Annotated in this window: 11 protein-coding genes and 3 pseudogenes; 6 read left to right on the top strand and 8 right to left on the bottom strand. The window is 70.6% G+C overall.

From position 1 onward, the window contains the following. The first annotated feature begins 452 nt into the window (after positions 1-452). A complete protein-coding gene (locus ACTIR_RS0108210; RefSeq protein ID WP_026453910.1) occupies positions 453-1469 on the top strand; it encodes an NAD-dependent epimerase/dehydratase family protein in 1017 nt (338 codons plus the stop codon). 77 nt (positions 1470-1546) lie between these two features. Here the strand turns inward: ACTIR_RS0108210 and ACTIR_RS0108205 are convergent, their stop codons facing one another. Further along, complete coding sequence (locus ACTIR_RS0108205; protein WP_052583780.1) at positions 1547-2545, bottom strand: Lrp/AsnC family transcriptional regulator; 999 nt, start codon at positions 2543-2545, stop codon at positions 1547-1549. Between the two features lie 78 nt (positions 2546-2623). Here ACTIR_RS0108205 and ACTIR_RS0108200 point away from each other — a divergent pair, with 78 nt between their 5' ends. The 4 genes from ACTIR_RS0108200 (at position 2624) to ACTIR_RS0108185 (ending at position 6350) form a co-directional block, all read left to right on the top strand. Further along, positions 2624-3955: an amidohydrolase gene (locus tag ACTIR_RS0108200; RefSeq protein WP_084789365.1), complete on the top strand. Its 1332-nt coding sequence runs from the start codon at positions 2624-2626 to the stop codon at positions 3953-3955. A gap of 42 nt (positions 3956-3997) precedes the next feature. Further along, complete coding sequence (locus ACTIR_RS0108195) at positions 3998-4696, top strand: DUF5058 family protein (protein WP_026453907.1); 699 nt, start codon at positions 3998-4000, stop codon at positions 4694-4696. 32 nt (positions 4697-4728) lie between these two features. After that, entirely contained in the window at positions 4729-5433 is a 705-nt protein-coding gene (locus ACTIR_RS0108190) for a hypothetical protein (RefSeq protein WP_026453906.1), read from the top strand. A gap of 110 nt (positions 5434-5543) precedes the next feature. Then, positions 5544-6350 (top strand): enoyl-CoA hydratase/isomerase family protein, encoded by an 807-nt coding sequence (locus ACTIR_RS0108185; RefSeq protein WP_233345856.1) that lies wholly within the window; start codon positions 5544-5546, stop codon positions 6348-6350. Between the two features lie 30 nt (positions 6351-6380). Here the strand turns inward: ACTIR_RS0108185 and ACTIR_RS0108180 are convergent, their stop codons facing one another. Next, a complete protein-coding gene (locus ACTIR_RS0108180) occupies positions 6381-7187 on the bottom strand; it encodes an enoyl-CoA hydratase-related protein (RefSeq protein WP_034239004.1) in 807 nt (268 codons plus the stop codon). Between the two features lie 398 nt (positions 7188-7585). Here ACTIR_RS0108180 and ACTIR_RS0108175 point away from each other — a divergent pair, with 398 nt between their 5' ends. Then, on the top strand, positions 7586-9061 hold the full coding sequence (locus ACTIR_RS0108175; RefSeq protein ID WP_026453903.1) for an alanine/glycine:cation symporter family protein: 1476 nt from the start codon (positions 7586-7588) through the stop codon (positions 9059-9061). A 53-nt stretch (positions 9062-9114) separates the two neighbouring features. On the opposite strand, the pseudogene ACTIR_RS27825 reads toward ACTIR_RS0108175, so the two are convergent. The 6 genes and pseudogenes from ACTIR_RS27825 to ACTIR_RS26410 form a co-directional block, all read right to left on the bottom strand. Beyond that, a pseudogene (locus ACTIR_RS27825) lies at positions 9115-9333 on the bottom strand (hypothetical protein); the annotation flags it as partial. Positions 9334-9367: 34 nt separating this feature from the next. Beyond that, positions 9368-9571: pseudogene (locus tag ACTIR_RS27820) on the bottom strand (MerR family transcriptional regulator); the annotation flags it as partial. After that, positions 9568-10065, bottom strand: a complete 498-nt coding sequence (locus ACTIR_RS27465) for a hypothetical protein (protein ID WP_233345855.1) — start codon at positions 10063-10065, stop codon at positions 9568-9570. The gene ACTIR_RS27465 and the pseudogene ACTIR_RS27820, both read right to left, overlap by 4 nt. Before the next feature lie 167 nt (positions 10066-10232). Then, positions 10233-10535: a type II toxin-antitoxin system PemK/MazF family toxin gene (locus ACTIR_RS0108165; RefSeq protein WP_026453901.1), complete on the bottom strand. Its 303-nt coding sequence runs from the start codon at positions 10533-10535 to the stop codon at positions 10233-10235. Further along, positions 10532-10759, bottom strand: a complete 228-nt coding sequence (locus tag ACTIR_RS0108160; protein WP_007026301.1) for a toxin-antitoxin system HicB family antitoxin — start codon at positions 10757-10759, stop codon at positions 10532-10534. Before ACTIR_RS0108160 ends, ACTIR_RS0108165 begins: the two co-directional genes overlap by 4 nt. Before the next feature lie 65 nt (positions 10760-10824). Then, positions 10825-11011: pseudogene (locus tag ACTIR_RS26410) on the bottom strand (hypothetical protein); the annotation flags it as partial.

Here is an 11011-nt window from a genome sequence, read left to right as displayed (position 1 = left end):
ACTCGGGCGGCGGGGCCGGGTCGGCGCTGGCCGTCGGCGCCACCGACACCGTCGCCGCCGCGGTCACCGCGGCGACCCCGATCCCGGCGGCCGTCGCACGCGTCTGTCGGGAACGCATCACACCTCCGAAAGAATCCACCAAGCTCGACTCCCCCGGAAGGACGTGTGTGGCCCCCGCGGGGTTGTGCGGGTGTGTCGTTGTCACCGGGTCGTGTCCCCCGACCCGCCCCGGCCGAAACACCTCACGAGGTGCGGCCGGACGACCACGGGCCGAGTCCGGAAGCAGTGACCATACCGGCACGGTCCCGCCCGTGTCGCGTCCCCGGCGCCGCGATCATCCGGTCAGGGGTCAGGTCAGCGCACGGGGTGGCGGACACCGCGATGCGTCCCCGACCCGGGTTCCGGAGAAATCCCGGTGTCCGGCCCGTCCCCCGCTGCTACGGTCGCCGATCATGGAGAGGTACCTCGTCACCGGCAGCGCCGGGCACCTGGGGGAGGCGCTGGTACGGACCCTGCGGGACCGGGGCGTGCCCGCGGTCGGGTTGGACACGCTGCCCTCGCCGCACACCGACGTGGTCGGCTCGGTCACCGACCCCGACGTGCTGCACCGCGCCCTGGACGGGGTCACGCGGGTGCTGCACACCGCCACGCTGCACAAGCCGCACGTCGGCTCCCACCGTCGGCGGGACTTCGTCGACACCAACGTCTCCGGCACCCTGGCGCTGCTGGAGGCCGCCGCCGGGGCCGGGGTGGCGGGCCTGGTGTTCACCAGCAGCACCAGCGCGTTCGGCCGGGCACTGACCCCGGAACCCGGTGGGCCGGCCGCGTGGATCGACGAGGACGTCTCCCCGGTGGTGCGCAACATCTACGGCGCCACCAAGGTCGCCGCCGAGGACCTGTGTGAACTCGCCGCCCGCGAGCAGGGCCTGCCGGTGGTGGTGCTGCGCACCTCCCGGTTCTTCCCCGAACAGGACGACCGGGACACGGTCCGCGCCGCCTACGACGACACCAACGTCAAGGTCAACGAGTTCCTGTACCGGAGGGTGGACCTCGCCGACGTGGTCGAGGCGCACCTGGCCGCCGCGGACCGGGCGCCCGCGCTCGGGTTCGGCCGCTACATCGTCAGCGCCCCCACCCCGTTCACCCGCGACGACCTCGCCGAGCTGGCCGTCGACGCGCCCGCGGTGTTCCGGCGCCGGTTCCCCGACGTCGCCGACGACTACGCCCGCTGGGGCTGGCGGATGTTTCCCACCCTGGACCGCGTCTACGACAGTGCCCGCGCCCGGGCGGAGCTCGGCTGGCAACCGCGGTACGACTTCCGCGCGGTCGTCGACCGGGTGCGCGCGGGGGACGCGCCCCGCAGCCCACTGGCCGGGGCGGTCGGGGCGAAGGGCTACCACGCCGTGCCCGCCGGGGTCTACACCACCCAACACCGCGGGCAGGCACCGGAGGAGTCACGGACCGACTGACCGCCCCCGCCGGCCGCGGGAAGCCGGCGATCACGGCACCGCATTGCACCGATACGGAGTCATCGGGCGAGCGGGGACTACCTGGTCGAGTCGCTGAGCACGCCGCCGCGCTTCAGGGACTGCACCACGAGGGTGGTCTCGACAGCGCTCACGTGCTCGACCCAGGGGGACCCGGTGATCATGTCCCGCAACGCCGCCTTGGTCGGCAGCGTGACGTCGACGAGAAGCTGGTGCGGTCCGGTGATGGCCGCGACGTAGCGCACGAGGGGCGATGCGAGCAGCTGCTCCCCCACGCGGTCGACACTGCCGGGCGGTGTCGAGATCCAGAGGAGCGCCTCGACGGGCAGGCCGAGTGTCGCCGGTTCGACAACGGCACGGAAGGTCAAGTCTCCCTCGGTGCGGAGCGCATCGACACGGCGGCGCGCGGTGGCCTCGGAGACGCCGGCGAGCCGACCGAGCTCGGCGTGCGTGGCCCGGCCGTCGCGAGCCAGGGCATCCACCATGACGCGGTCCTCACGCGCCAGTGGCGGCTTGGTCGCCAGCTTGGTCGGTGGCAACGGCCGGTCGGCGGCGAGAGCGGCCGCTTCGTCGTCGGCCAGGATGCCCGGCTGCCACTCGTGCACCGTGCGGTAGTAGTGGAGCACCGTGTCGCTGCGGATCCGCGCCATTCCCGGGGTACTGGGCAGCTCCTCCAGAAGGAGGTCGGTGAGCCGGTCGGCGGGGCACCACACCTCGGCGACGCAGTCGGTGGTGCCGGTCATGATGTAGCTGAACGTGGTGTCCTGGCGGCGGGCCAACGATGCCCCGGCGACCCGGGCGGTACCTGGAAAGCATCGCACCGAGACCACGGTGGGCTCGCTGTAGGCGCCGAAGTACTGAGGGGTCAACGCGGCGACCACCACGAGCCGCTCCTCCAGCAGACGGTTGCCGCGCCGGGCCACGGTCCGTTCCGACTCGCCGAGCACCGTGGCGACCCTCCGCCACGAGGCGCGGCCCTCGACCTGCAGCGCAGCCATGATCCGTCGGTCCAGCTCGTCGAGTCCCGGTGAGACCTGGTTCAGGCGGGTCGTCGTCATCGGCCACATTATTGGCTGAATCCGTCACGATCGGCCAGCGGGTTGTCCAAGAGTCAACAACCGCGTCACCGTCTCCCCATGTCCACCGTGCCCCGAACCACCTCGAGCCCCTCACCCACGGTTCAGCCCGACAAGGCGGCCGATCTCGCGGCCCGGGCCCTGCACGCGGGTGCCACCGGGCGATGGGTCGACTTCTTCCGCGACCTGCACGCACACCCCGAGCTGTCCATGCAGGAGCACCGGACGGCGCGGCGGGTCTCCGAGGCCTTCCGCGCGGCCGGGCTGGAGGTCACCGAGGAGGTCGGCACCACGGGAGTCGTGGGTGTCCTGCGTAACGGGGACGGCCCCGTGGTGATGCTGCGCGGTGACATGGACGCGCTGCCCATCCGGGAGGAGACCGAGCTTCCCTACCGCAGCGGGGCCACCGGGACGCTGCCCTCCGGCCGGACCGTCCCGGTGATGCACGCCTGCGGTCACGACATGCACGTCACCTGTGTCGCTGCCACCGCCGAGGCGCTGTCGCGGTCCCGGGACGCGTGGGCCGGCACCCTCCTCGTCGTCGCCCAGCCGGGCGAGGAGACCTTCCAGGGAGCGGCCGCGATGCTCGCTGACGGACTGTTCACCCGGTTCCCCAAGCCCGACGTCGCACTCGGCCAACACGTCATGCCCGCACCCGTCGGTCATGTGGTGCACCGGTCCGGCACGATCATGTCCGCCACGGCCAGCATCGAGGTCACGATCCGAGGCCGGGGTGGGCACGGTTCGCAGCCCGCCTCGTGCGTCGACCCGGTGACGGCGGCGTCCTACTTCGTCACCAGGGTTCAGAGTGTCGTCTCCCGCGAGACACCGTCGTTCGACCCCGTGATCATCACCCCCGGGATGTTCCACGCGGGCTCGCAGGCGAACGTCATCCCGGACGATGCGGTGGTCACTCTCAACCTGCGGGCGATGTCGGACGCATCGCTGGAGCGGGCACTCACGGCCGTCCGGCGCATCGCCGAGGCCGAGTCCGCCGCCGCCGGATCACCCCGGTCCCCCGAGTTCGCGGTGTTCGCCGAGGGGCCGGCCACCGTCAACGACGAGCGGCTGGTGGAGGACCTGGCCACCGCGCACGGCACCGTGCCCGGGACCGTCGTGACCCGGCTGCCACAACCGCTCATGGGCAGCGAGGATTTCTCCGAGTACGGGCTGCCGGGTGGCAGGTACGACGGGGAGCCCGTCCCCTACGCCTACTGGCTCTGGGGCGGTGTGGACCCCGACCGCTACCCGGGCTTCACGCCGGCGGACGCGCAGTCCGCGGACAGTCCCGTGCCCGGAAACCACACATCGAGGTTCGAGCTCGACGCGGAGCCGACCCTGCTCGCGGGAAACCGCCTGCTCACCACGGCGGCCCTGCTCCACCTCGCCTAGCGCCACCCCACCAATCCCCACCCACCCCGACCGGGAGACCCGATGGACTATTCAGGTGTTGCTCACTCACCGTTCCTGTGGGCATGCGTCGTCGCAGTATTCCTCATCGTCACGCTGCAGAGCGTCGTGTTCATCAGAGCGGCGCTCAAGGAGGCACCGACCGTGGGACTGACGCGGTCCGACGTCGCCGTCGCCGTCCGGACCGGCGCCATCAGCGCGCTGGGGCCCTCTCTGGGCATCGTGGTCCTCGCCGTGGGCCTGCTGAGCCTCTTCGGTGGGCCTGCCGTCCTGATGCGCATCGGCCTCATCGGATCCGCGGGTTTCGAGCTCATCGCCGCCGATACCGGCGCAGGCGCGTTGGGTCTGGAGCTGGGTGGCCAGGGATTCGACGGCAAGGCGTTCGCCACCGTTTTCACGGTGATGTCCCTCGGTGGTGCGATGTGGATGACGAGCACGCTGCTGCTGACCCCGGTCGCCAAACGGGTCGACCTGGCGGTGCGCAAGCGGGACGGCTCGCTGCTGCAGGTCGTCACCCTGGCCGCGATGGCCGCCGCCTTCGGCTTCATCACCATCCAGGAACCGACCAAGAGTCCGGTGCACCTCTCCGTGCTTCTCGCCGCGACCGCGACCGCGGTGGTCATGCAGCTCGCCGCCGGGCGGTTCCAACGCGCCTGGCTCCGGGAGTGGTCACTCGCTGTCGCCATGACCGTCGGTTTGCTCACCGCCGGCATCGCCGGCTGACCCTTCCCGTCCCGCGCCCGAAGGAGTAACCCATGACCTCGCAGACCGGTGACACCCGCACATCCGGAACCGCTGCCGTCCCGAGCGTGTTCGAGCGCACCACGACGACGTGGGGTCGCCTGACCATGACCGCCGGGATGCTCGTCTCCCTGGCGGGCCCGGCATACCTGCTCTTCGTGGCCGGGTACTGGCCCGGCCTCACGCCGATCCTCACCGGTTTCGCCGCGGTCGCGGCCGTCTTCGCCGTGTACTGGATCCTGGAGCCGGTGACGTACTACCCGATGTTGGGTGGGGCGGGCCTCTACCAGGCATTTCTCATCGGCAACATCTCCAACAAGCTGTTGCCCGCGGCGGTGAGCGCGCAGTCGGTGCTCAAGCTCCAGGCCGGAACGCGCCGTGCCGAGGTGGCCTCCGTCGCGGCGATCTGCGGCGCGGCCCTGATGCACGTGGTCACGCTCGCCCTCCTGGTGGGTGTCGCCGGCACCTGGCTGGTGTCGGCTCTCCCCGCGAGTATCACCGCGACCTTCGACTACGTCCTCCCGGCGGTTCTCGGGCCGGTGCTCGTGCAGCTGCTGTGGAAGCAGCCGCAGTGGCGGGCAGCTGTGCCGGCGCTGGTCGTCGCGGCGGTCATGGTTCTGCTCGTGGCACCGCACGTCCCGGTCCTCACGCACATCGGCATGATCCCTACCGTCCTGTTGGGTGTCACGGCGGCCGTCCTGCTCCGACGCCGGCGGTGACGGACGAGCGGGGCGCAGGGCCTCGCTCGTCCGGCCTCGGAGCGGCAACCTGTGGTGATCGCGGGACCGGCCCTCGAGGGCAGGACTCGACTGGAGAGAAGGGGACTGGCGTGTCTGAGGAGTTCGAGGACATCGTCGTCGACGACTGGCAGCCGGGCATTCGCCGGCTGACCATCGATCGACCACATCGTCGCAACGCCTACCGGTCACGGACGGCCGTGGAGATGGCCCGGGCGATCGACGACTTCAGCGCCGCGGAGGCGCAACGGGTGCTCGTCATCACGGGGGCGGGTGATGCGTTCTGCAGCGGCGGGGACCTCGCGAACAGCTACGAGGCCGAGCACGCCCACGCGGTGCAGTTCGGACACGGCGCGGTCATCCGGGAGGGGATGCACCGGACCGTGCGCGCTCTGGAGAACTGTGACAAGCCGGTCATCGCCATGATGAGCGGTCCCGCGGCGGCCGGCGGGCTCACGTTGGCCCTGGCCTGCGACCTCCGCATCGCAGGCCGCAGCGCCAGACTCGGGGACACCTCGGGGCGTGTCGGTCTGCTGCCGGACGAGGGCGGGGCCTGGTTCCTCCCCCGGATCATGGGCGTCGACCGCGCCCTGCGGATGCTGTGGGGCGGGCACATGTATGACGCCGAGACCGCACTGGCCCTGGGCCTGCTGACCGAGGTCGTCGACGATGACCGGCTCACGGAGACGGTCCTGGAAAACGCCCGGCAGCTCGCCACCACTGCGCCGCTCACCACCAGGATGGTCAAGCGCATGGTGCGCCACGCCATGGACCAGACCTTGGACCAGTCGCTCCGCGAGGCGGAGTATGCCGTTGAGCTGGTCAACGAGACCGACGATGTCCGGGAGGGCATCGCCGCGTTCCACGAGAAGCGGCGGCCGAACTTCACCGGTCGGTGACGCCGTGCGCGAGGCATCGTCCGCGGTTCGTCACGCCTCCGACAGCGGCTGGAACACCGGGTCCCTGCGCTCGGTGAAGCTGGCGACACCCTCGGCGAAGTCGGCCGTGTCCATGCGGGCCCGCATCAGCGCATCCGCGTCGTCGTAGGAAGCCGTGAACGCACGCTCGTGATCGGCGTAGACCTGCCGCTTGATGTCGGCCATCGAGGCAGGCGAGCACGTCCGCGCCAGGTCCGCGGCGTAGGCAACGGACTTCTCCAGGACGTCTCCCTCGGCCACGAGGTGGTCGAGAAGGCCGATGCGGAACGCCTCCTCGGCATCGACCTTGCGGCTGGACATCAGGAGGTCCAGCGCACGGGAGTGTCCGACGATCCGCGGTAGCAGCCAGGAGATACCGTATTCGGCCGCAAGGCCGCGCTTCGCGAACGCCGTGATGAACGAACTGCTGGGTTCGCCGAAACGGACGTCGGCGTACATCGCGTGCACCATCCCGAGGCCCGCTGCCGGACCGTTGACAGCGGCCACCAACGGCTTGCGGAAGGACAACGGGAAGTCACGACGGCGTCGGTAGGGGTTGATGTCCATGCTCCCGGCCGAGTCCACGATCCTCGCCAGATCGGCCATGTCCGCACCGACACACCAGGCCCGACCCGCACCCGTCACCACGACGGCGCGCACCGCGGGGTCGCTGTCCGCCTGTTCGAGGATGTCTCCGTAGGTGTGCTCGGAGGCGACCGTGAAGCTGTTCATCGCCTCGGGCCGGTTGAACGTGACGACGAGCACGGCGCCGCGGAGCTCGGCGACGACGTCTCCGGTGACGGGGTAGTCGTTGTCCACGATGACTTCTCCAGAGGTCGTAGGTTCAGGCCCGGTCATGGTCGACGGTGCAGCTGAACACTAAGCGGTCGCTTATCGGACAACATACGTACGACCCACCGATAGTCGTCAACCCTCACCACGGTCTACACCTCCGGCACGACCCGGGGGTCGAAGGCTGCGTGCCCTCCCGCTCCCCCCTTTGAGGTCCTGCGCTCAACAACCCATTTCTCGACAGCGAGGACGATCCGGCCTCACTGCTGTCGACGTCGTGCACGCCGACTCACACGGTCGGTCCACGACGAAAGGATGTACGCACCAGGGCACGGCCGTGCGTACGATCCCTCGGCGCCTCACCGGCGCGGTGACGACGGGGCACGGGTGTCCCGTCTGCCCCGACACCGACGAAGGAGTGTGGCATGGAGGAGGAAGAGGACACGAACCTCCTGTTGGACGCGATCAACGCGGTCAACGACGTGTTCTGGACCTATCTCGTCATCCCGCTGCTGGCGCTGGTCGGCGTGTACTACACGGTGCGGTCCGGCGGCGTGCAGTTCCGCATGATCCCGGAGATGATCCGGAACCTGCGCGGCAGCCCGGAACGCGCCCCGGACGGCAAACGGGCGATCTCGTCGTTCCAGGCGTTCTCCATCTCCGCGGCGGCCCGGGTCGGCACCGGCAACGTGGCGGGTGTGGCGATCGCGATCGCGCTCGGCGGTCCGGGCGCGGTGTTCTGGATGTGGCTCATGGGGATGGTCGTCGGCTCGATCTCGTTCATCGAGTCCACACTGGCGCAGCTGTTCAAGGTCCGCGACCGCGCCGGCTACCGCGGCGGCCCCGCCTACTACATGCGGTACGGCCTGAAGAAACCCTGGCTGGGGGCGCTGTTCGCGGTCGTCATGATCTTCACGTTCAGCGCGACGTTCAACATGGTGCAGGCCAACAGCATCACCGACGTGGTCGACAACTCGGTGTCCGCGGCCACCGGGGAGGACCCCGCCGGCTGGGTGGCGCCGGTGGTCGGGCTGGCCCTCGTCGCGGTGGTGGCGCTGGTCGTGTTCGGCGGGGTGCGCCGCATCGCCACCGTCGCGCAGGCCACGGTGCCGTTCATGGCCCTGTTCTACGTGCTCATGGGCCTGGTGGTGGTCGGGATCAACATCGACCAGGTGCCGGGCGTGCTCGCCGACATCGTCGGCTCCGCCTTCGGCTTCCGCGAGGTCGGCGCCGCCGCCGTCGGCACCGCCATCATGCAGGGCATCCAGCGCGGCATGTTCTCCAACGAGGCCGGCATGGGCTCGGCCCCGAACGCGGGCGCCACCGCCGGGGTGAGCCACCCGGTCAAGCAGGGCCTGGCGCAGACCTTCGGCGTCTACTTCGACACGCTGATCGTGTGCTCGGTGACCGCGTTCATCATCCTCACCTCCAACCCCACCTACGGTGAGGAGATCGGCGCGGCGCTGACGCAGAACTCCCTGGAGAACACCCTCGGCACCTGGTCGCTGCACCTGCTGACGTTCATCGTGGTGCTGCTGTGCTTCACCTCGGTGCTCGGCAACTTCTACTACGGCGAGGCCAACCTGCGGTACCTCACCACCGACGAGCGCGCGCTGCCGATCTTCCGGCTCGCCGTGATCGGCATCCTGTTCCTCGGCGCGGTGAGCTCGCTGCAGCTGGTGTGGGACTTCGCCAACGTCACCATGGGCCTGATGGCGGTGGTCAACCTCGTCGCCGTCGCCCCGCTCGGCATGCTCGCCGTGCGGCTGCTGCACGACTACCGGCAGCAGCGCGCCCGGGGGCTCGACCCGGTGTTCCTGCGGGAATCGATGCCGGACGTCGACGGGGTGCAGTGCTGGGACGGTCAGCCCGAACGGGTGCCGGAGACCGAACGGCTCTGAGGAGTCGGGGTCGGGGGCCGGCCGCGCCCATCGGCGGCCGGCCCCCGACCCCTTCACTGGCAGCGGAATGCGTGGACGGCCTCCGCGGCCCCGGCGGCATCGGGGAACGGCAGTGGACACCGGGGACTCGCGGCGCACACGGCCAGGTCGGCACAGCCCGCGTCGAGCGCATCGGTCAGTGCCCGGCGCACCGCGCGCAGTTCGGCGATCCGCGCATCGATCTCGGCGAGTTTGTCCTCCGCGCGGGCGGTGGAGACCGGTGCCGGTCCGCCCGGGTCGGCGGGAGCCGGTTCCCATCAGGTCGGCGACCTCGTCGAGGGTGAAGCCCAGCTGCTGGGCGGCTTTGATGCCCCGGAGCAGGGTGATCGTCTCCGGCGGATACAGCCGGTGCCCGCCGGGGGACCGTGTCGGCTCGGCGAGCAGGCCGCGCCGTTCGTAGTAGCGCAGCGTCTGCGGGTTCACCCCGGCCGCCTCGGCGAGCTGCCCGCGGCGCAGCGCCTGCCCGGTCACCGGGCCGCGTCCCGCATGGTCTCCGCGGCCCGCCCGGCCAACGCGTCCAGGACGGGCACGTGCGCCTGCGGGACCGAGACCTCCCACCTCAGCCCGTCGGAACGTGCGGTGAAGCCGAACGTGAAGAACGAACAGCAACCGCTCTCCCGCGCGGCCAGATCCCGCGCCCGGGTTCCGGCCGCGGCATCCAGGTACAGGTGCAGCACCGTCGGCGACGGCCGCGCCATCCTGCGCAGTGCGGCGGTGAACAGCGTGTCGAACTCCGCCGTCCGGTCCGGCTGCCACGCCACCGGCAGGGTGCACTCCGCCGGGGCCCACACCGCTTCCGCCGCCTCACCCGCGGCCGGATCCGGCCCCGGACCATCCGGGCCGGGCTCACACACGCAACGGCCCGCGCCCATGCATGCCGCACCACACGCCGCGTCCGCCGTCGCCGGTCGTGCGGTGTCCGCGGCGGTCCCCTCCGGCGCCTGACCGTCACGTTCACCGGTCATCCCGGCCTCCCCCTCCGTCGGTCCCACCCACGGGCACTTCCTGTGCCTCGCTACCGCGACGATAACCCGGTACCCGGGTACCGGGTGCAACCGTGAGCGGCGTGCCCGGGAGTTGTCGTGGAACCCACGACAACTCCCGGGTGGCCGGTCCCTCCGCCATTGTCGGATCAGCGTTCGGGGGTGGCGAGGATCTTGAACAACATGGTGTTGACCTCGGTCAAGGTCTGTGTGTCCACCGGCTCCCGTTCCTCGCGCAATCGCGCCTTGCGGAGACTGGTTACCAGACCCGCCACCGCCCACCGGTCTTCCCCGAGCGAAACCCCGAATCCACTGCCCGGCTCCCGGTCGAACACCGGCACCACGACCACGGTGGGCTCACTGCCGATCTCGTTGTAGACGGTCGAGGACAACACGAGAACCGTGACCCCGCCGTCGGTGGTCCAGACACTGCCCCGGCGCGGACCGCTCACCGCTGCGCCAGCTCGTCGTAGTTGCGGTCGGCCCAGGCTTCGGCGAAGGCCACCGCGTCCGGATCGCCCGCCATCCATTCCCCGTGTTCGGCACACCGACGACGCATGTCCTCGGCGTCGAGAAGGGTCTCGATCCAGGCGTTCATCGACTTGTGCTCCATCTCGGCGTGATGTTTGGCCGCCGCGTACGCCGCGTCGGACAGCCGCAACGTGATCGTTTTCATGGCACGAGATCCTAGCAGGATCTGACTTCATACTGTGCTGTCTTTTCCGGCTTCATATCCAGGTGTCAGCTGATGCCGTCCGGGTTTGCCTGCTCCACGTGGCGGGTCCGCGTGGACGAGGCGGAGTGCCACACCCGCGCCCACTGGTCGGCGGTGAGGTCGCGGGGCAGCGCCTGCGGGGAGACGCCCGCCCGGCTCAGCCACGCGGCGGTGGTGGCCCGGTCGGCACCGGTGGTGCGGGCGAGGATGTCC

The sequence above is a fragment of the Saccharomonospora iraqiensis subsp. iraqiensis genome (genome assembly GCF_000430445.1).
In the GTDB taxonomy this organism is placed as follows: domain Bacteria; phylum Actinomycetota; class Actinomycetes; order Mycobacteriales; family Pseudonocardiaceae; genus Saccharomonospora; species Saccharomonospora iraqiensis.
Note: the sequence above shows the minus strand (reverse complement) of the source record. Positions and strands in the feature narration are given on the sequence as shown.